At 70.1% G+C, this 21355-nt stretch carries 8 protein-coding genes; 1 reads left to right on the top strand and 7 read right to left on the bottom strand.

Annotation, left to right across the window (positions count from 1 at the left end; genetic code table 11):
• Positions 1 to 17 precede the first annotated feature (17 nt).
• Positions 18 to 671, top strand: a complete 654-nt coding sequence (gene rsxB / locus JWP65_RS12055; protein WP_299764006.1) for an electron transport complex subunit RsxB — start codon at positions 18 to 20, stop codon at positions 669 to 671.
• An 88-nt stretch (positions 672 to 759) separates the two neighbouring features.
• On the opposite strand, the gene JWP65_RS12050 is transcribed toward rsxB, so the two are convergent.
• From JWP65_RS12050 to JWP65_RS12020, 7 genes are all read right to left on the bottom strand, one after another.
• Positions 760 to 1200 carry a cyclic nucleotide-binding/CBS domain-containing protein gene (locus tag JWP65_RS12050; RefSeq protein WP_299764004.1) on the bottom strand — a complete coding sequence of 147 codons (441 nt, stop codon included), beginning with the start codon at positions 1198 to 1200 and terminating at the stop codon, positions 760 to 762.
• 47 nt (positions 1201 to 1247) lie between these two features.
• Positions 1248 to 2303 carry a 2-oxoacid:ferredoxin oxidoreductase subunit beta gene (locus tag JWP65_RS12045; RefSeq protein WP_299764001.1) on the bottom strand — a complete coding sequence of 352 codons (1056 nt, stop codon included), beginning with the start codon at positions 2301 to 2303 and terminating at the stop codon, positions 1248 to 1250.
• Positions 2300 to 4123, bottom strand: a complete 1824-nt coding sequence (locus tag JWP65_RS12040; protein ID WP_299763999.1) for a 2-oxoacid:acceptor oxidoreductase subunit alpha — start codon at positions 4121 to 4123, stop codon at positions 2300 to 2302. Before JWP65_RS12040 ends, JWP65_RS12045 begins: the two co-directional genes overlap by 4 nt.
• Positions 4120 to 5946, bottom strand: a complete 1827-nt coding sequence (locus JWP65_RS12035; RefSeq protein ID WP_299763997.1) for an FAD-dependent oxidoreductase — start codon at positions 5944 to 5946, stop codon at positions 4120 to 4122. The genes JWP65_RS12040 and JWP65_RS12035 overlap by 4 nt, the downstream gene beginning before the upstream one ends.
• Before the next feature lie 94 nt (positions 5947 to 6040).
• Positions 6041 to 7951 (bottom strand): EAL domain-containing protein, encoded by a 1911-nt coding sequence (locus tag JWP65_RS12030; RefSeq protein ID WP_299763995.1) that lies wholly within the window; start codon positions 7949 to 7951, stop codon positions 6041 to 6043.
• Between the two features lie 21 nt (positions 7952 to 7972).
• A complete protein-coding gene (locus JWP65_RS12025) occupies positions 7973 to 10474 on the bottom strand; it encodes a PAS domain-containing sensor histidine kinase (RefSeq protein ID WP_299763993.1) in 2502 nt (833 codons plus the stop codon).
• Complete coding sequence (locus JWP65_RS12020) at positions 10471 to 21327, bottom strand: cadherin-like domain-containing protein (RefSeq protein WP_299763991.1); 10857 nt, start codon at positions 21325 to 21327, stop codon at positions 10471 to 10473. Before JWP65_RS12020 ends, JWP65_RS12025 begins: the two co-directional genes overlap by 4 nt.
• Positions 21328 to 21355 lie beyond the last annotated feature (28 nt).

Raw genomic sequence — 21355 nt, 5'->3', positions numbered from 1 at the left:
GCGAGCGCCACCGCGCGATGAGCCCCGCGGCGGCGCGGCTGCACGCCGCCCTGCCCCAGACGCAGTGCACGCGCTGCGGCTATCCCGATTGCGCGGGCTATGCCCAGGCCCTGGCCGACGGCCAGGCGCTGGTCAACCAGTGTCCGCCGGGCGGCGCCGAGGGCGTGGCCCGGCTCGCCGCGCTGACGGGCCGGCCCCTGCTCCCGCTCAATCCGGTCAACGGCGTCGAAGGCCCGCGCATGATGGCGGTGATCGACGAAGACTGGTGCATAGGCTGCACGCTGTGCCTGGACGCCTGCCCCACCGACGCCATCCTGGGCGCCAACAAGCGCATGCACACGGTGATAGAGCGCTACTGCACCGGCTGCGAGCTGTGCGTGCCGGTCTGCCCGGTGGACTGCATCGCGCTGGAGAACATCACGGGCCCGCGCACCGGCTGGCAAGCGTGGTCGGGGCCGCAGGCGCAGCAGGCACTGCAGCGCTACGAGGCGCACACGGCCCGCCGCGCCCGCGATGCGGTCGAAAACGCCGATCGGCTGGAGCAGAAGGCGCAGGCCAAGCTGGCCGACCTGCCGGCGCACACGCATGGCGCCGAAGGCGACGAGCTGACGCGCAAGAAGGCGGTGATCGAGGCGGCGCTGGCGCGGGCAAGGGCCAAGCGCGGGAGCTGATCCCTGTCATTGCGCCCGAGCCGCAATCGAGCGACGGCGATCGGTCGACCGCACGCCTGGATCCCGGCTCAAGGCGGGATGACAAACATCACCCCAGTACCTCGTTCACCTGCTCGTTGAACTCCGCCTGGCTCAGGGCCGTGCCGATCTCGCGCGGCAGCGCGTCGCGCACCGAGAACACGCCCAGGATCTTGCCCTGGGCATCGACGATCGGCAGGTGGCGAAAACCCCGCTCGATCATGATCAGCACGGCGTCCGACACCTTGTATTCCGGGGCGACGCAGACCGGGTGGGCCGTCATCACCCCGGCCAGCGCCGTCGCCTTCGGGTCCAGCGCCCGGGCCAGCACCCGCGTCATCAGGTCGCGCTCGGTGACGATCCCCAGCAGCTTGTCGGGCGGCTCCATCACCAGGATGCTGCCGCAGTTCTCGCGCGTCATGGCGCAGGCGGCCTCCCAGACATTGGCGCGCGGGCCCAGGCTCAGGACGTGCTTCCTGGGGACCGACTGGAATACGGTGCGTTCGGGCATGGCAGACCCTTTCATGAGGACAGCCCGCCGCCGCGGGCGAAGGAACGTCAGCGCAGGGATGCATTGATCTTGGCCAGCGCCGCGGCGCCCGGGCACAGGTCGGGTTCGCGCAGCGCGTTCAGCGCCCGCCCGGTGGTGTTCAGCGCCCAGTGCAGGTCGGTCGCCAGCGGGTCGACGTACAGCAGGCCGGTCACCACCTCGCCGCGGGCCTGGTGCTCCTGCATGAAGGCCATGGCGGCGTGGCGGTCGGTGGCGTCGTGGTCGGGGTGCAGGCTGCGCAGGCGCAGCAGCGAGCCGTCGTGCTGGCGCACGTCCACCACTTCCCCGGGCGCGACCGTCGCGGTGATCTCCTCGCGCGGCGAGATGAAGTCGATCCGGCTGACCGCCTCGTTGTGCTCGCGCACGTAGTCGTAGCTTTTGGTGCTGCCCGGGTGGTTGTTGAAGGCCACGCAGGGGCTGAGCACGTCGATGAAGGCTGCGCCGCCGTGTGCCATCGCGCCCTTGATCAGCGGCACCAGCTGCTCCTTGTTGCCGGAAAAGCCGCGCCCGACGTAGGTGGCGCCCAGCTGCAGCGCCATCGCCACCAGGTCGACCGGGCTGTCGTTGTTGGTCGCGCCCTTCTTGCTCTTGGAGCCGGCGTCGGCGGTGGCGGAGAACTGGCCCTTGGTGAGCCCGTAGACGCCGTTGTTCTCGACGATGTAGGCCATCCGCACTCCGCGCCGCATGGCATGGGCGAACTGGCCCAGGCCGATGGAGGCGGAGTCGCCGTCGCCCGACACGCCCAGGTACAGCAAGTCGCGGTTGGCCAGGTTGGCGCCGGTCAGCACCGACGGCATGCGGCCATGCACGGTGTTGAAGCCGTGCGAGGCGCCCAGGAAGTAGTCGGGCGTCTTGGAGCTGCAGCCGATGCCCGACAGCTTGGCCACCCGGTGCGGCTCGATGTCCAGTTCCCAGCAGGCCTGGATGATGGCGGCCGAGATCGAGTCGTGGCCGCAGCCGGCGCACAGCGTGGAGATCTTGCCTTCGTAGTCGCGCCGGGTGTAGCCCACCTTGTTGCGAAGCAGGGTCGGATGGTGCAGCGGCGGTTTGGCAATCCAGGTCATGCCACGTTCTCCGGTTGCGGCTGCAGGTGGGCGGTGATGGCCTGGGCGATGAAGCGCGCCGTGACCGGCGTGCCGTCGTAGTGCAGCACCTTGACCAGCCGCGCCGGGTCGACCTCGAGCTCGTTGACCAGCAGGCTGCGCATCTGGGCATCGCGGTTCTGCTCCACCACGAACACCCGCTCATGCCGGGCGATGAAGTCCGGCACGCTGGCCGGGAACGGAAAGGCTCGCAGCCGCAAGGCGTCGACCAGCACGCCCCGCGCGGCCAGCACGTGCAGCGCCTCCTGCATGGCGGGACTGGTGGAGCCGAAGTAGATGACGCCCAGCCGCGTGGGGCCGTCGGCGCGCCGCACCACCGGCGGCGGCACCATCAGCGCCGCGGTCTGGAATTTCCGCAGCTGCCGCTCCATGTTGTAGATGTAGTCGGGCCCGCGCTCGGAGTAGCGCGCATACGGGTCGCGCGTGGTGCCGCGCGTGAAGTAGCTGCCGCGCGTGGGGTGGGTGCCGGGCAGCGTGCGCCAGGGAATGCCGTCGCCGTCCACGTCCTTGTAGCGGCCGAACTCCTTGCCGGCTTCCAGTTCCTCGGCGCTCATCACCTTGCCGCGGTCGTACTCCACGTCATCTTCCCAGGCGAACGGGCGACACAGGCGCTGGTTCATGCCGATGTCCAGGTCCGTCATCAGGAACACCGGCGTCTGCAGCTGGTCGGCCAGCTCCAGCGCCTGGGCCGCCTGCTCGAAGCATTCGTAGGGGTCCTCCGGGAACAGCAGCACGTGCTTGGTGTCGCCGTGCGAGGCATAGGCGCACGACAGGATGTCGGCCTGCTGGGTGCGGGTGGGCATGCCGGTGGAGGGGCCGCCGCGCTGCACGTTGATGATGGTCACCGGGATCTCGGCGAAGTAGGCCAGGCCGATGAACTCCGTCATCAGCGACACGCCCGGCCCCGAGGTGGCGGTGAAGGCGCGGGCGCCATTCCAGCCGGCGCCCACCACCATGCCAATGGCGGCGATCTCGTCCTCGGCCTGCACGATGGCGTAGCGGTTCTGCCCCGTGTCCGGATCGACGCGGTACTTGCCGCAGTACTTCTGGAATGCCTCCGCCACCGACGACGAGGGCGTGATCGGGTACCAGGCCGCCACGGTGGCGCCGCCGTAGACGCAGCCCAGCGCCGCGGCGCTGTTGCCGTCCACGAAGATCTGCTCGCCCACCCGGTCGGCCGGCCGCACCCGGATGCCCAGCGGCCACTGCAGGTGTTCCAGCGCGAACTCGCGCCCCAGCTGCAGCGCCTGCACGTTGGAGGCCAGCAGCCTTTCCTTGCCGCGGTACTGCTCGGCGAACATGGCTTCGATCACCGCCCGGTCGATCTCCAGCAGCACCGACAAGGCGCCGACGTAGACGATGTTCTTGAACAGCTGGCGCTGGCGCGGCTCGGCATAAACCGCGTTGCAGATGTCGGTGAGCGGCATGCCGATCACGTTCACGTCCGGGCGGAACTTCGCCGGCGGCAACGGCCGGGTGTTGTCGTAGAACAGGTAGCCACCGGGCGCGATCTCGGCCACGTCGGCGTCCCAGGTCTGGGGGTTCATCGCCACCATCAGGTCGACGCCGCCGCGGCGCCCGAGGTAGCCCTGTTCGCAGACCCGCACCTCGTACCAGGTGGGCAGGCCCTGGATGTTGCTCGGGAAGATGTTGCGCGGGCTGACCGGCACGCCCATGCGCAGGATGGCCTTGGCGAACAGCTCGTTGGCCGAGGCCGAGCCCGAGCCGTTGACGTTGGCGAACTTGACGACGAAGTCGTTGACGGCCTCGATCCGGTTCATGCTGCGACCTCCAGCGCGCGCGCCCGCGGTCGCTTCGCCGATTCCGCCATCGCGCTGTTGAACAAATACTTCTGCATGTCCCAGGCGCCGGTGGGGCAGCGCTCGGCGCACAGGCCGCAGTGCAGGCAGACGTCTTCGTCCTTGACCATCACGCGGCCGGTCTTGAGCTCGCCCGACAGGTACAGATCCTGCGCCAGGTTCAGCGCCGGCGCCTTCAGGCGGGTGCGCAGGTCGGGCTCGTCGCCGTCCGCCGTGAAGCTGATGCAGTCCATCGGGCAGATATCGACGCAGGCGTCGCACTCGATGCAGGTGGACTGGTTGAACACCGTCTGCACGTCGCAGTTCAGGCAGCGCTGGGCCTCCTTGAAGGCGGTGGCGGCGTCGAAGCCCAGCTCCACCTCCACCCGGATGCTGGCCAGCGCCATTTCCGCCTTGGCCCATGGCACCTTGTAGCGCACGTCCAGCGAGGTGTCGTTGTCGTAGCTCCACTCGTGGATGCCCATCTTCTGCGACATCAGGTTGGTGGTGGGGGCCGGCCGCTGGCGCGGCTCCTCGCCAGCCAGCAGCTGCGCGATCGAGATCGCGGCCTCGTGGCCGTGCGCCACCGCGGTGATGATGTTCTTCGGCCCGAAGGCAGAATCCCCGCCGAAGAACACGTTGGCCACGCTGGACTGGAAGGTCAGCCGGTCCAGCTGCGGCAAGCCCCACTTGTCCAAGGCGATGCCGCTATCGCGCTCGATCCAGGGAAAGGAGTTCTCCTGGCCCACCGCCACCAGCACCTCGTCGCACGCGAAGAAGGCCTCGGGCTCGCCGGTGGGCACCAGGCTGCGCCGGCCCTGGTCGTCGTACTCGGCGCGAACCACGTCGAAGCTCATGCCCACCAGCCGCCCGCCCTCGTGGACGAAGGCCCTGGGCACGTGGAAGTCGATGATGGGGATGCCTTCGTGCATGGCATCTTCCTTCTCCCAGGGCGAGGCCTTCATCTCCGCGAAGCCGCTGCGCACGATCACCTTGACGTCGGCGCCGCCGAGCCGGCGCGCGGAGCGGCAGCAGTCCATGGCGGTATTGCCGCCGCCCAGCACGATCACGCGCTTGCCGATGGTGGTGACGTGGCCGAACGAGACCGAGGCCAGCCAGTCGATGCCGATGTGGACCTGGCCGCCGACTTCGCTGCGTCCGGGCAAATCGAGGTCGCGCCCGCGCGGCGCGCCGCAGCCGACGAAGATGGCGTCCCAGCCTTGCGCCATCAGCGCCTTCATCGAAGCGATGCGCCGGCCGGCGACGAACTCCACGCCCAGGTCCAGGATGTAGCCGGTCTCTTCGTCGATCACCGACTCGGGCAGGCGAAAGCGCGGGATCTGGGTGCGGATGAAACCGCCGGCGCGCGCCTCGGCGTCGAACACCGTCACCTCAAAGCCCAGCGGCGCGAGGTCGCGCGCAACCGTCAGCGAGGCCGGGCCGGCGCCGACGCAGGCCACGCGCAAGCCGTTGGAGGGCACGCGGGTCGGCATGCGCGTGCGCACGTCGTCCTTCATGTCGGCGGCCACGCGCTTCAAGCGGCAGATGGCGACGGGTTCGGGCTGGCCGGTGTTGGCTTGCTCGACCCGGCCGCGGCGGCAGGCCGGCTCGCAAGGCCGGTCGCAGGTGCGCCCCAGGATGCCGGGGAACACGTTCGAGACCCAGTTGACCATGTAGGCGTCGCTGTAGCGGCCTTGCGCGATCAGGCGGATGTATTCCGGCACGGGTGTGTGGGCCGGACAGGCCCACTGGCAATCCACGACCTTGTGGAAGTACGCCGGATCGGCGATGTTCGTGGGCTGCAAGCGGGGCCTCCTGGACCGCCCCAAACAGGGGCTGCCGGGGCAGTCTACGCCTGCCGGGCCCCGGACGACCGCGGGATTCCCCGGGCTTGCGGGCTCAGCCGGCGGCGCGCGCCGGCTTGCCGTTGCGCGCCAGCCAGCGCGCGGCGAAGTGGATGCCGGACAGGGGTTCGCCGAAGGCCAGGCCCTGCGCCTGGTCCCAGCCGTTCTTCTTGAGGAAGGCGCCCTGCTGCGCATTGTCGACGCCGCAGGCCACGCAGGTCAGGCGCAGGCGCCGGGCCAGGTCGCCCATCCCGAGCAGCATCGCCTGCACGCTGGCATCCTTATCCAGGTCGCGCGAAAAGGAGGCGTCGATCATGATCTCGTCCACCGCCAGCCGGCGCAGCTGCGCCACCGAGCCGGAGGAGCCGAAGCGGTCCAGCGACAGCCGCACGCCCTTCCTGCGCAACGCCGCCAGCGCCGCCGCGTCGCGCGGGGCCAGGCTTTCGGGCGCCGCGAACTGCTGCATCTCCAGCGACAGGAAGCGCGGGTCGATCCCGCTGCTGATGGCCCCTTCGACAAGGTGGGCCAGGTCGCGCGCCCGGATGTGGGCCAGCGACGCCTTGACGCCGACCGGCACCGGCTGCAGCCCGGCGGCCTTCCAGTTGCGGCTGTGCTTGTGGACCTGCTCGAACACCCATTCGGTCAGGATCATGTCCATCTCGGTGGTGCCCGCCAGGTCCATCAGCGCGTCGCCCTCGATCACCCGGCCCGAGCCGTGCTTCCAGCGCAGGATGGCCTGCGCCGCCACCAGCCTGCCGGTGGCCAGCTCGATGCGCGGCTGGTACACCAGCTCGATCTCGTCGCGGCCGATGGCATGCCGCAGTTCTGCGCCCAGGTCGAGGCGGCTGAGCGCCTGCTCGTTGAACCGCGGCGAGAAGAATTCATAGCGGTGCGGGCCGGCCTGCTTGGCGTGGCGCAAAGCCAGGCCGGCGTTGCGCATCAGCACGTCGACGTCCTTGCCGTCGGCCGGAAAGACCGAGACGCCGACGCTGCAGGTGACGAACACTTCCGGCGCGCCGGAGCGGTGGAAGCTGACGGTCGCTTCCTCCAGCAGCCGGTTGATGAAGGCGGCGGCGCTGTGGATTCCCTCCATGTACGGCACGATCACGGCGAACTCGTCGCCGTCGAAGCGGTACAGCGTGGGGTTGTGCTGGTCGGAGCTGAGCTCGCCGTGGGCCTCGGTCTGCACGCAGCTGGCCAGGCGCTTGGCGATCCGCTGCAGCAGCTGGTCGCCCACCGTGCGGCCGAGCGCGTCATTGATGCGCCCCAGCGAGTCCACCCCGATGTGCAGGAAGGCGCCTTCGACGCCGTTGGCCGCCGCCTGCATCAGCACTTCGGCCGCCGCCTTGCGGTAACGCAGCTTGTTGGCCAGCCCGGTCAGCGCGTCGTGGTGGCCGAGGAAATCGCGGTACGCGTTGGCGGCCAGGGTGTTGCGGATGCGCAGCCCCAGCTCGCTCGGGTCCACCGGCTTGGACAGGAAATCCATGGCGCCCAGCGACAAGGCCTTGAGCTTGATCTGCGGGTCGATGCTGCTGGTCAGCACGATCACCGGCACGTGGCGCAGCGCGGCGTCGTCGCGCATCATCGCCAGGATGTCCAGGCCGCTCACCTTGGGCATGCTCAGGTCCAGCAGCAGCACGCCCGGCAGCGACTTGCGCATCATCGGGATGGCCTGCTCGGGATCCTGCGTCTCGATGAAATGCTTGTAGCCCGCCTCACCCAGGAAGGCCTGCGTCATCTCGATGTTCAGCAGCTCGTCGTCGACCATCATGATCAACGCCTCCGACAGCCCGGTCACCGAGCGGTGCCGCCAGATCATTTCCTGCGGCGACAGCGCCCGCAGCTCGTGCTCGGACAGCTTGTCCTCGCCGGGGGCGAACACGGTGGGCTGGGTCGACCCGGGTTCCGTGTCGAGTTCGTACGCACCCGTCGCGGAGGGATTGGAATTGGGGTTCCGGGTGGCCATGCCGCTATTGTGCCTTGTGTATCAAGTTGTAGCAGCGTCTGGAGCTTCCAGCCGCGCCGCCATGTCGGCAATCCGCTGCATCCAGCCTTCGGCGCCGCAGGCATCGCCGCACTTGGCCGCCGCTTCCAGCTCGCGCGCCGGCTCGGTGAAGGCGTCGTAGCCAACCGTGCCGGCAGCCCCGGCCAGCCAGTGCGCCAGCCGCTCGACTTCTTCCCAGTCTGGCGCGGCCAGCGCCCGCGTCATGTGTTCCAGCTGTTCGTCCAGCCGCGCGGCGAACTTTCGCACGATCGGCGCCAGCCGGGGGTGGTCGGCGAAACGCGAGCGGACCGGCCCGCCCGATGCATCGAGCGGCACGTCGATCGGCACCGGCGCCGACACCGGCGCGTCGGTGAAGATCGACACCATCGCGGCCGGCGACAGCTCCTGCGCCGGCGCCCCGCCCAGCAGACGGGCGACGTTCTCCAGCAGCACGTCGATGTCCACCGGCTTGGTCAGGTAGGCCGTGCAGCCCGCCTCCAGCACCAGCGCCTCGTAGCCCTTCATCGCATTGGCCGTCAGCGCCACCACCGGCACCGTCACGCCGCGGCGGCGCAGCTCGCGGGTGGCCGCGTAGCCATCGAGCACCGGCATCTGCATGTCCATCAGCACCAGGTCGTAGCTGCCGGCGGCCATCTTGTCGATGGCGACCTGGCCGTTCTCGGCCTCTTCCACCCACAGGCCCTGCTCCGCCAGCACCAGCGACAGCAACTCGCGGTTCTCGGCGCCGTCGTCCACCACCAGCACGCGGGCGGACGGAATCGCCCAGCGCCTGCGGCCCTGCACCGCCGCTGCCGGCGCCGGCTCGACCAGGTCTTGCGCCTCCAGCATGCGCACGCCGGCCAGCGCGCCGGTGGCGAAGGTGAAGATCATCGTGGTGCCGACCCCCGGCTGGCTGCTGGCGGTGAGGTCGCCGCCCAGCGCGCGGGCCAGCCGCCGGCTGATCGCCAGGCCCAGCCCGGTGCCGCCGAACCGGCGGGTGATGCTTGGGTCGGCCTGCGTGAACGGGTCGAACATGGCCTCCATCTGCTCGGGCGCGATGCCGATGCCGCTGTCGCTCACTTCCACCGCGTAGCTGTCGCCGTTGCAGGCCAGCACCACCTCGACGCCGCCCTGCTCGGTGAACTTCACCGCGTTGCTCAGCAGGTTCAGCAGCACCTGGCGGATCCGCGCCGGGTCCGAGTGCACCTGCTCGGGCACCGGCGTCAGCAGCCGCAGCGACAGCGCAATGCCTTTTTCCTGCGACTTCAGGCCCAGTTCGGCCAGCGCGCCCTGGATAAGGGTGTGCGGGGCGCAGGCGATGGCCTCGACGCTCAGCTGCCCGGCCTCCACCTTGGACAGGTCGAGGATGTCGTTGATCAGCCCAAGCAGGTGCTTGCCGCTGTGGTGGATGGTGTCCAGGTAGTGGGACGATTCGCGCTCGCTCTTGCCGAAGCCGCGCCGCAGCAGCTCGGTGAAGCCCAGGATGGCGTTCATGGGGGTGCGGATCTCGTGGCTCATGTTGGCCAGGAATTCGCTTTTGGCGCGGTTGGCGGCCTGGGCCTCGTCGCGCGCGCTGCGCAGTTCCACCCGGCTTTCCTCCAGCAGCGTGATGTCTTCCAGGCTGATCAGCACCCCCGACACCTTGCCGGCGGCGGCCAGCACCGGCGAGCAGTTGACGACGAAGCTGCGCTGGCGGCCGGCCTGGTCGCGCAGCTTCAGGTGCAGGTCGCGCTGCACCGTGGCCTGCTTGAGCGCCGTGGTCCACGGGTAGGCCGATGCGGCCAAGGGATCGCCCGCGTCGTCGAGCCATGGAATGGTGGCCACCTGCACGCCCATCAGCTGCTCGTTGGCGCGTCCCAGCAGCTTGACGAAGGCTTCGTTGGCCAGCACCACGGCCTGCTTCTGGTCGATGACGATCAGGCCTCCGGTCAGCGAGTCCAGCGCCGAGCGCACCCGGCCCGGGATCGCCTTGGACGGATCGAGGTGCCGCAGCACACGCGCCAGGTAGACCTGGAAGCCCAGGAAACACAGCATCGAACAGAAGGCGAGCAACAACACCAGCGGCGTGCGCAGCAAGCCGGCCAGGCCCGGCGGCACCGCCGGGTCGAAGCGCAGCTCCAGCCGGCCCCATGGCTGCCCGCCCGCCTGCAGGTTGACCTGGATCTGGGCGTCGCGGGCCAGTGCGCTGTCGATCTGCGCCCATTGCCGCGCGTGGTCGCCGATGGCGAACACCAGCCTGCCCTCCCGCGAGCGCAGGCCGACCGAGCGCAGGTCTTCGTTGCGCTTGTGCACGAAACGCAGCACGTCCTCCAGCGGCCGCGGGTCGGCGCTGCTCAGGATGGCGGTGCTGGCCGCCGCCAGCGACTCGGCCAGCGCCACGCGGCCCTCGCGCACGGCGCCAGCGCGGTCCGGCACCAGGCCCAGGAACGACGCCGCCAGCAGCGCCGTGCTGACCAACGACACCAGCCCGAGCGAGATGTACGTGCGGGTGCTGATCAACTTCATCCGAATCCCCGCAAGCTGTTGCGATCCTGCTTGCTCTCGTCGTCCAGGGCCTCTTCCTCCTCGTCGGCTTCCTCCTCCACCCGCGCCAGCACCGGCAGCGGATCGAGAATGCGCCAGGCCGGCAGCGCCGACAGGTAGCTGCCCAAAAGCACGCCGCCGCGGATCAGCCATAGCACGTAGACCACCGACAAGCCCAGCGACACGCTGGCCACCGAGATGCTCACCGCCTGATCGAGTGCCAGGTCTTCGCGCACAACCTCGCGCAGCCGGTCCAGCTCGCCGGCGAAAGCGGCCGAACGCAGCGACCGCTGCAGCTCCTCCAGCCGCCTCGTCTCGCTGCCGCCCTGCACGCCGAGTGAGGACACGATCAGGTCGGCGGGAGCCTGCGTGGCGATGAGGTTCAGCCCACGCGGGTTGAACACCACCGTCTGGAAAGCGCGCGCGCCTTCGGCCGCCAAGGCCAGCGCACCGGTGGAGACGGTGAACGCCGAGGCCGGCGGCGGCGCCAGCGCGGGGCCGGACTCCGTCACCAGGAAGTCGCCCGTGCCCGCGGCGCGTCCCGGGACTGGCGGCGCAACGGGTGCCGGTGCCGGCGCGGCTGGCGGCGGCGGACGGGGGCCGGGTTCGGGGCCGCCGGGCGGCGCCGGCGGGTTGACTGGCGGGCCGGAAGGCGGCGGAATCTCCGGCGTTCCCCCGCCGCCGCCGAGCACGTTGATGGCGACGGCCTGGCGATCGGCCAGCGATCCGTCGCTGACCTCCACCACCACGTCGTAGACGTTGTCGCCGTCGGTATCGGCCGGGTTCGCGTGGTCGGGGGCCGAGACGAAGGACAGCACCCCGGTGGCCGGGTCGATCACGAAGCGGCCGGCGTCGGCGCCGCCGGCGATGGTGTAGACGAAGGAGCCGTCGACATCGCGCGCCGCGATCGTGCTGACGGTGGTGGCCGTGGCGGACACGGTGACGGTGGTCGCGTCGGCGCCGTCTCCGCTGTGGATCACGGGGGCGTCGTTGACCGGCGCCACGGCCACGTTGACCGTCGCCGGCCGGCTGGCGAGCCGCCCTTCGCCCAGCATGTAGCTGAAGGTGGCCATGCCGTTGAAGTCGGCATGGGGCGTGAAGGTGAGGCTGCCGTCCGCATTCAGCACCGCGGTGCCGCCGGGGCCGCTGGTGACCGAGACGATGACCAGCGTGCGGCTGTCGACGTCGAGGTCGTTCGCCAGCAGTTCCGCAGCCGCGAAGTTGACGTGAGTGTCTTCGGTGGCCGCGAGCGTGTCGGCGTTGGCCACCGGTGCGTCGTTGACGGCGGCGACGTTCACCGTCACGGCCAGCGCGCCGGTGCTGGCGGCGCCGTCGGTCAGCGTGTAGCTGAAGCTGGCGGTGCCGTTGAAGTTCGCCTCGGGCGTGAAGGTGACGCTGCCGTCGGCGTTCAGCAGCGCCGTCCCGCCGGGGCCACTGGTGACGCTGGCGATCCGCAGGACGTCGCCATCCACGTCCAGGTCATTGGCCAGCAGCGCCGCCGCCGTGTAGCGCACCCGCATGTCCTCCGTGGCGTCGAGCACGTCGCCGGCGCCGACCGGCGCATCGTTGACCCGCGTGGAATCGACGGTGCCGGCGACGGTACGGCTGGCGGCCGTGCCGTCGCTGGCCGCCACGCGGAACGACGGCGCCACTTCGTCGCCGTCGTCGACGAAGCGCACTTCGCCGGCCGTCAGCTGGGCGGAAGTGAAGCTGGTGGCGGCGTTCCAGCCGGTGCCGTCGTTCACCTGGAAGCTGCCGCCGGCGACTGCCGAGACGGTGTAGGTCAAGGAGGCGCTGTCCGGGTCGACCAGGGCGAAGTCGGCCGGCGCCAGCACCACGATGCCGCCTTCGGCAACGGTCAGCTGCGCGCTGGTGAGCACCGGCGCGTCGTTCACCGCGGTGTAGTTCACGGCCGCCGCCACGGCGCTGCTGCCGGCGCCGCCGTCATGGGCCGTCACTCTGAAGGACGGCGGCACCTCGTTGCCGTCGTCGACGAAGCGCACCGCGCCGGCCGCCAGCTGGGCGGAGGTGAAGCTCGTGGCCGTGGTCCAGCCGGCGCCGCCGTCGACCTGGAAGCTGCCGCCAGCCAGCGCGGAGACGGTCAAGGTGAAGCTGCTGCTGTCTGGATCGGTGATGCTGAAGTCGGCCGGCGCCAGCACCACCGTGCCGCCCTCGGTCACCGTCAATTGCACGCCGGTGAGGACTGGCGCATCGTTGGCGGCGGTGTAGCTCACCGTCGCCGCCACGGCGCTGCTGGTGGCGCTGCCGTCGCTGACCGTCACGCTGAAGGACGGCGCGGCTTCGTTGCCGTCGTCGACGAAGCGCACCGCGCCAGTCGCCAGCTGCGCGGTCGTGAAGCTCGTGGCGGGCGACCAGCCCGTGCCGTCGTCGACCTGGAAGCTGCCACCGGTCACCGCCGAAACAGTGAAGGTGAAAGCTGTGCTGTCCGGATCGGTGATGCTGAAATCGCCGGGCGCAAGCACCACGGCGCCCCCTTCCGCAACCGTCAATTGCGCTGCCGTGAGGACAGGCGCGTCATTGACGGCGGTGTAGTTCACGGTGGCGGCGACGGTGTTGCCGTTGGCGCTGCCGTCGCTGGCAGTCACGCTGAAGGTCGGCGCGACTTCGCCGCCGTCGTCAACGAAACGCACTTCGCCTGCCGCCAGCTGGGCGAACGTGAAGCCGTTGGCCATGGTCCAGCCCGTGCCGTCGTCGACCTCCAAGCTGCCACCGATGACAGCGGATACGGTGAAGGTGAAGCTGGCGCTGTCCGGGTCGGTGATGGCCAAGTCGGCCGGCGCCAGGATCACGGTGCCGCCCTCGGACACCGTCAGCTGCACGCCGGTCAGGGTCGGCGCGTCGTTGGCGGCCGTGTAGTTCACCGTCGCGGCCACGGGGCCGCTGCCCGCACTGCCGTCGCTCGCCGTCACGCTGAAGGAAGGCGCAACCTCGTCGCCGTCATCGACGAAGCGCACCTCGCCGGCCGCCAGCTGGGCGGTCGTGAAGCTCGTGGCCACGTTCCAGCTGGTGCCGTCATCGACCTCGAAGCTGCCGCCGAGGATCGCGGAGACGGTGAAGGTGAAGGCAGTGCTGTCCGGGTCGGTGATGGCGAAGTCGGCCGGCGCCAGCACCACGCTGCCGCCTTCCGTCACCGTCAGCTTGACGCCGGTCAAGGCCGGGGCGTCGTTGGCGGGGGTGTAGTTCACCGTCGCGGCCACGATGCTGCTGTCGGCGACGCCGTCGCTGGCCGTCACGCTGAATGAAGGGGCGACTTCGTCGTCGTCGTCGACAAAGCGCACTTGGCCCGCGGCGAGCTGGGCGGGCGTGAAACTCGTGGCCACGTTCCAGCTGGTGCCGTCATCGACCTCGAAACTGCCGCCGAGGATCGCCGACACGGCGAAGGTGAAGGCAGTACTGTCCGGGTCGGTGATGGCGAAGTCGGCCGGCGCCAGGATCACGGTGCCGCCTTCGGCCACGGCCAATTGGACGCGGCTCAACGCCGGCGCGTCGTTGACCAGCGCATAGTCCACCATCGCCGGCACCGTGCCGCTGTTGGCGGCGCCGTCGCCGGCGGTCACGCTGAAGGACGGCGCCGCTTCGTTGCCGTCGTGCACGAAGCGCACCTCGCCCGCTGCCAGCTGCGCGGCCGTGAAGCTGGTGGCCACGTTCCAGCTGGTGCCGTCATCGACCTCGAAGCTGCCGCCGAGGATCGCGGAGACGGTGAAGGTGAAGGCAGTGCTGTCCGGGTCGGTGATGGCGAAGTCGGCCGGCGCCAGCACCGCGCTGCCGCCTTCCGTCACCGTCAGCTTGACGCCGGTCAAGGTCGGGGCGTCGTTGGCGGGGGTGTAGTTCACCGTCGCGGCCACGATGCCGCTGTTGGCGCTTCCATCGCCGGCCGTGACGCTGAATGCGGGCGCGACTTCGTCGCCGTCGTCGACAAAGCGCACCTGGCCCGCCGCGAGCTGGGCCGACGTGAAGCTCGTGGCCGCGTTCCAGCTGGTGCCGTCGTCGACCTCGAAACTGCCGCCGAGGATCGCGGAGAGGGTGAAGGTGAAGGCAGTGCTGTCCGGGTCGGTGATGGCGAAGTCGCCCGGCGCCAGGATCACGGTGCCGCCCTCGGCCACGGCCAATTGGACGCGGCTCAACGCCGGCGCGTCGTTGACGGCGCTGTAGTTCACCGTCGCGGTCACGATGCCGCTGTTGGCGCCGCCGTCGCTGGCCGTCACGCGCAAGGTCGGCGCCGCTTCGTCGCCGTCGTGGACGAAGCGCGCGTCGCCCGCTGCCAGCTGCGCGGTGGTGAAGCCCGTGGCCGTGCTCCAGCCCGTGCCGTCGTCGACCTCGAATCGGCCACCGATGATCGCGGAGACGGTGAAGGTGAAGGCAGTGCTGTCCGGGTCGCTGATGGCGAAGTCGCCCGGCGCCAGGATCACGGTGCCGCCCTCGGCCACCGTCAGCTGGACACCCGTGAGCGTCGGCGCGTCGTTGACGGCGCTGTAGTTCACCGTCGCGGTCACGATGCCGCTGCTGGCGCCGCCGTCGCTGGCAGTCACGCTGAAGGACGGCGCGACTTCATCGCCGTCGTCGACGAAACGCAGCTCACCAGCTGCAAGCTGCGCGGTCGTGAAGCTCGTGACCACGTTCCAGCTGGCGCCGTCGTCCACCTCGAAGCGGCCGCCGAAGATCGCGGAGACGGCGAAGGTGAAGGCGGCGTTGTCCGGATCGGTGATGGCAAAGTCGGCCGGCGCCAGCACCACGCTGCCGCCCTCCATCACCGTCAATCGCGCGCCGGTGAGCACGGGCGCATCGTTGGTGGCGGTGTAGTTCACCGTCGCCGTCACGGCGGCGCTGTTGCGGCTGCCATCGCTGGCCGTCGCCTCGAAGCTCGGCCCCACCTCGTCGCCGTCGTCGACGAAGCGCACCTGGGCCGCGAGCAGCTGCGCGCTGGTGAAGCTCGTGGCCACGTTCCAGCTGGTGCCGTCGTCCACCTCGAAGCTGCCGCCGCTGACCAGGGACACCGTCAAAGTGAAGCTCGCGCTGTCGACGTCGGTGATACTGAAGTCGGCCGGCGCCAGCACCGCGGTGCCGCCTTCGGTGACGGTCAGCCGGGCCCCGGTGAGGGTCGGCGCGTCGTTGACCGGCGTGTAGGACACCACGGCGGCCACCGTGGCGCTGCCCGCGCCGCCATCGCTGGCCGTTACGCTGAAGGTCGGCGCCACCTCGTCGCCGTCGTCGACGAAGCGCACCTTGCCGGCCAGCAGCTGCGCAGTGGTGAAGCTGGTGGCGCCGCTCCAGCCCATGCCGTTATCCACCGCGAAGCTGCCGCCAGCCACCGCAGAGACGGTGAAGGTGAAGCTGGCGCTGTCCACGTCGGTGATGCTGAAGTTGCCCGGCGCCAGCATCACGGTGCCGCCTTCGGCCACCGTGAGCTGGGCGCCGGTCAGCACCGGCGCGTCGTTGGCCGGCGTGTAGTTCACCGTCGCGGCGAGCGTGTTGCTGTTGGCGCTGCCGTCGCTGGCCGTCACGCTGAAGGACGGCGCCGCCTCGTCGCCGTCGTCGACGAAGCGCACGTCGCCGGCCGCCAGCTGCGCGGAAGTGAAGCTCGTGGCCGGGCTCCAGCTGGTGCCGTCGTCCAGCTCCAAGCTGCCACCCGTCACCGCGGAGATGGTGAAGGCGAAGCTGGCGTTGTCCGGGTCGGTGACACCGAAATCGGCAAGCGCCAGCACCACGGTTCCGCCTTCCGTGACCGTCAACTGCGCACCGGTGAGGGTGGGCGCGTCGTTGGCCGCGGTGTAGCTCACCGTCGCCGCCACGGTGGCGCTGTTCGCGCCGCCGTCACTGGCAGTCACGCTGAAGGACGGCGCGACCTCGTTGCCGTCGTCGACGAAGCGCACCTTCCCGGCCAGAAGCTGCGCGCTGGTGAAGCTCGCAGCCGTGGTCCAGCCGTTGCCGCCGTCGACCTCGAAGCCGCCGCCGCTGACCAGCGAGACGGCGAAGATGAAGGCGGCGCTGTCCACGTCGGTGATGTTGAAGTCGGCCGGCGCCAGCACCACGGTGCCGCCTTCGGTGACGGCCAGCTGCACTGCGGAGAGCACGGGCGCATCGTTCACTGCCGTGAACCTCACTGCACCGGTCACCGCGCTGCTGCTGGCCGATCCGTCGCTCGCCACGACGCTGAAGGAAGGCGCTGCCTCGCCGCCGTCGTGGACGAAACGCACGGCGCCGGCCGCAAGCTGCGCGGAGGTGAAGCTGGTCGCTGCGTTCCAGCTGCTGCCGCCGTCCACCTGGAAGCTGCCGCCCGTGACCGCCGAGACGGTGTAGGCGAACGCAGCGCTGTCCGGATCGCTGATGCTGAAGTTGACCGGCGCCAGCACCACGGTGCCGCCCTCGCTGACCGCCAGCTGGGCGCCGGTGAGCGTCGGCGCGTCGTTGACCGGCGTGTAGCTCACCACGGCGGCCCGCACGTTGCTGTTCAAGCTGCCGTCGTTGACCCTGACGCTGAACGACGGCCCCACTTCGTTGTCGTCGTCGACGAAGCGCACCTGGCCCGCCAGCAGCTGGGCGCTGGTGAAGGCTGCCGCCGCGTTCCAGCTCGCGCCGTCGTTGACCTGCAGGCTGCCCCCGGTCAATGCCGCGACGGTGTAGGTGAAGCTGGCGCTGTCCGGGTCGACGATGCTGAGGTCGGACTGCGCCAGCACCGTGGTGCCGCCTTCCGTCACGGCCAGCTGCACCGAAGTGAGCACCGGTGCGTCGTTCACGGGGGTGACGGTGATGGCGATGGTCTCGGTGTCGACGAGCGCCCCGCCGCCGGTGTTGCCCAGGTCGTTGACGCTGACCTCGATCGAGGCGGGCCCGTCGTAGTTCGCATTGGGGGTGAAGCGCATGCCGGCCAGGGCTGCATTGACCTCGGCAACCGTCCCCGTGAACACCACCGTGGCGTCATTGGAGCCGTCGCCGCTGCTGAAGACCAGGCCGGCGTTGCGCGCATAAACCTGCGCGAACACGCCGCTGCCGTCGCCCACGCCGTTGCCGTGCCAGGCCACCACGCAGCGACCTTCGTCGCCCATCGCCACCGAGGCGCCCTGCTGGTCGCCCGCGGTGGTGGTGTTGACGCGCATCTCGCCGGTTTCGGCCGTGCCGTCCGGGCGGTAGCTGCGCAGGTAGACGCCCCAGTTGCCGCCGCCGTCCTGGCCTTCGCTCTCCCAGCTGACGATGAAGTTGCCGCTTGCGTCCATCGCCGCGGTCGGGTTGCGCTGGTTGTGGGCCGTGGTCGTGTTGACGCGGAACTCGGCGCCGCGAGCGAGGCCGCCAGCGTCATAGCGCTGGGCGTAGACGCCGGCATCGTCGCCGTCCTGCCCTTTGCTTTCCCAGACCACCATGAAGGCCCCGGAGGCGTCCATCGCCGTCGACGGATTCCACTGGTCATTGGTGGTGCTGGTGTTCACCACGAACTCGGCCCCCTGGGCCGCCCCGGACGCCGCGTAGCGACGCGCGACGACGGCGTCGCCGCTGCCGTCCTGCGCCGTGCTCTGCCAGGCGATGACGAAGCCGCCACCGGCGCTGATCGCCAAGGCGGGTCGCGTCTGTCCCTGGGCCTGCGTCGTGTTGACCTGGAACTCGTTGCCTTGGGCGGCGCCGGTGGCGGTGAAGCGGCGGGCGTAGATGTCGAAAGTGGTAGCTTGGCCGCTCGGATTACCGCTGTGCCAGGCGATGACGAAGTTGCCCACCGCGTCCACCGCGATGGAGGGGCGCCGCTCCGTGCCGTTGGTCGTCACGTTGACCCGGAACTCGCTGGACTGGGCCACGCCGGCCGCATTGAAGCGCTGCGCGTAGACGCCCCAGCCGGCGCCGTCCTGGTTGTCGCTTTCCCAGGCGACCACGAAGTTGCCGGCGTCGTCCATCGCCACCACCGGCCGTTGCTGGTCGGAGGCGATGGTGGTGTTGACCCGGAACTGGCCGCCCTGCGCCACGCCGGCGGCGTTGTAGCGCTGGGCGAAGACCCCCCAGCCGTTGCCGTCGCTGCTTTGCCAGACCACGACGAAGTTGCCGTCCCCATCCATGGTCACGGACTGGCGGCTGGCCGAATCGACCTCCTGCACCTCGGCCGTCGTGGTGTTGACGCGGATCTCGGTGCCCATGGCGCCCACCACGGTGTCCAGCGTGACCGTGCCATTGGTGGCCCTCACCGTCACCTGCACCGGATTCACGCCGGCATCGAGGTCGGCGACGCTGACCAGGTTGCCGTTGCCGGGGTTGAACACCAGCGAGGTGTCTTCGACGGTGACCTGCGCTCCCGGCACCGTGACGACCGGCGGATCGTTGACCGCCGTCACCCGCACGTTCAGTTGCCCCGTGGCCGCGCTGAATGCGTTGGCGCCGGTGGCGCCAGGGTTGGCGGTGCCGCCCGCGGTCCCCGTGGTCTGGTCCCACGCCTTGAAGCTGACGGCGCCGGCGATCGTCCCGTTGAAGTTGCCATTGGGGGTGAAGCCGATGCGCGCCAGCGTGTTGGCCGGCAGCAGCAGTGCCGCCGTCGCCGACGGGCTGCCCATGCTGATCCAGGTCGTGCCGTCCAGCGAGTATTCCCAGCTGCCGTTGCTGCTGTCGATCGCCGTCACGGCGACGCCGAGCGGATCGCCGTCGGCGTCGGTGGCGGTGCCCAGCTCCGACACCAGCAGCCAGCCGCGGCCGCCGTCTTCCAGGATCGCGCCCGGCTGGATCACGCCGGTCAGCACGGGCGCGGTGTTGGTGACGCTGAGCAGGGAAAACCGCACGACCAGGGCATCGGCGTTGCCGGGCGAGGTCTTGTGCGCGCCGCTCGTCGCATAGCCGCTGATGGACGTGCTCCCGGCCACGACCGCGTCGCCGCCGCGTGCAGCCACGCCGCCGCAGGTGATCCCCGCCGCATAGTAAGTGCCGTACTCGAGGCCGGTCGCGCCGCCCGCCGCCGGGTTGATCATCACCACGAACATGGCGGCGCCCGGGTTGGTCGACTGCGCCGCATCGCCGGTGATCGGGAACTCGCTGGTCGAACCCGCCTGGCCCACCGCCACCACCCGGTCCTGCACGTACGCGACCCCCGTCGGCCGGTCGGTGCCGTTGCCCGCCAGCAGGGTGGAATAGTGCAACGCGCTGGTGGCCGGCTGGGTGGTGTCGTAGATCCGCAGGAAGCCGACATCCTGGTTGTTGAGCGTGGTGGCGGTCGGCAGCGCGCCGGTGGTGGTCAAGAACGGGGCCGAGGACATGGCCCGCGTCACGCCGACGATCACTGCCTTGCCACTGCCGTCGGTGGCTACCGCGGTGGCCGTGTCGTCCTCGGTATCGCTGCCCACGTAGGTGGAGTACAGGACCGCGCCGCTGCCGGCATCGATCCGCGCCAGGAAGCCGTCGACGGCGCCACCCAGGCTGGTGTCGTGGCCGCCAGTCATGGAGATGGCGGATTCGATGTTGCCCACCACGAACAGGTCGCCGGAGCTGCCCATGGCCAGTCCGGTGGCCAGGTCCTTGCCGCTGCCCCCGAACAGCTCCTGGTAGATCGCCGTGCCGGTGCCGCTGTACTTGTTGATGAAGGCGTTGGAGTTGTCCGAAGCACCGAACACCTGCTGGGCAAGGAACGACAGCAAACTGGTGTCGGTATAGACCTGGCCGGCGACGTAGACGTCGCCGGCGGCGTCGAAGCCGACCGCGTTGCCTGAATCGGTGTTACCGCTGGTCCGCGTCGTCGCCGTGTCGCCGCTGTTGCCAAAGTAGGTGCTGAAGACCAGCGCGCCGGCGGAGTCCAGCTTGAGCACCACCGCATCCTGGGAGCCCTCCAGGGTGGTGTCGTTCGCGGCCAGCGTGGGGAAGTTGGCCGAACCGGTCCAGCCGGTGATGGCGACGTTGCCGGCGGCATCGACCGCGATGGCCTGGCCCTGGTCGTCGCCGGTGCCACCGATGCGGGTGGAAAACAGCAGCGTGGACAGGTCGGCGCTGAACTTCGCCACGTAGATGTCGCCGCCGCCGCCACCCCCTGCCAGGATGGACGTCATCGACGTGTCCGAGCTGGTCGTCTGGCCCGTCACGTAGACATTGCTGGCAGCGTCGATGGCGATCCCGGTGGCGCTTTCGAGCTGGCCGCCCCCCAGGTAGGTCGCATAGTCCAGCACCGGGTCGATCACCAGCTCGCGCGAGTGGTCGTAGGCGCCCAGCACGAAGCCGATGGTGCCGTCGGCGTTGATCCGGTAGCTGCTGGCCACGGCCTGGAGCCCGCTCTCGCCGCGCTGGTAGCTCACCGGCGCCTTGAAGCGCACTTCGCTGTCGGTGCCTGCCACGCCCAGCAGCAGATCGCCGTTGGCCGCGATCTGCGCGCTTTCGGTGCCGGCAAAGCGCAGGACGATGCTGCCGGCATCGGCGCCCGCCGCCACGATGAAGTCGTATTCCAGCTGGCGCTGCGTGCCGTAGTAGCGCACGTCCACGCCATCGTAGACGCCGCGATAGAGCACTGCGCCATAGTTGGCGATGTCCGTGCGCCACCGCGAGGCATCGCTGCCGACGATGTAGTTGCTGCGCGCGTCCAGCAGGCCTTCGCCGCCGGCTTTGGCGTCGCGGCCGCCCACCAGTTCCAGTTGCACCGTCCGCTGGCCGGCGGCTGTGGCCAGGCTGAGCGCAGCCTTGCCGCCGTCCAGCGTGATGCCGTAGCCGCCGCCGTGCGCGGAAAAGTCGACGTGCGCCGCGGCCTGGCCTTCGTTGACTTCGAAGCTCAGGGCCAGCGCGGCGTAGTTGGTGACCACCGGGGACGGAGTGGCAGTCGCGGTGGAGGCCGACAGCACGCTGGCACTCGAATACTCGCCCGCCTCGGTCAAGGTCCGCTGTTCCGCCGCCGCGTCGGCC

The organism is Ramlibacter sp. (assembly GCF_028292805.1).
Lineage (GTDB): Bacteria > Pseudomonadota > Gammaproteobacteria > Burkholderiales > Burkholderiaceae_C > Ramlibacter.
The sequence above is the reverse complement of the archived record's forward strand: the minus strand, read 5'-3'. Positions and strand labels throughout refer to the sequence as shown.

Excerpts from the sequence above, each read along its gene's own strand:
- rsxB (WP_299764006.1), top strand. The coding sequence starts at position 18 with ATGAGCCCCGCGGCGGCGCGGCTGCACGCCGCCCTGCCCCAGACGCAG.
- JWP65_RS12030 (WP_299763995.1), bottom strand. The coding sequence starts at position 7,951 with ATGGCCACCCGGAACCCCAATTCCAATCCCTCCGCGACGGGTGCGTAC.
- JWP65_RS12045 (WP_299764001.1), bottom strand. The coding sequence starts at position 2,303 with ATGACCTGGATTGCCAAACCGCCGCTGCACCATCCGACCCTGCTTCGC.
- JWP65_RS12040 (WP_299763999.1), bottom strand. The coding sequence starts at position 4,123 with ATGAACCGGATCGAGGCCGTCAACGACTTCGTCGTCAAGTTCGCCAAC.
- JWP65_RS12025 (WP_299763993.1), bottom strand. The coding sequence starts at position 10,474 with ATGAAGTTGATCAGCACCCGCACGTACATCTCGCTCGGGCTGGTGTCG.
- JWP65_RS12050 (WP_299764004.1), bottom strand. The coding sequence starts at position 1,200 with ATGCCCGAACGCACCGTATTCCAGTCGGTCCCCAGGAAGCACGTCCTG.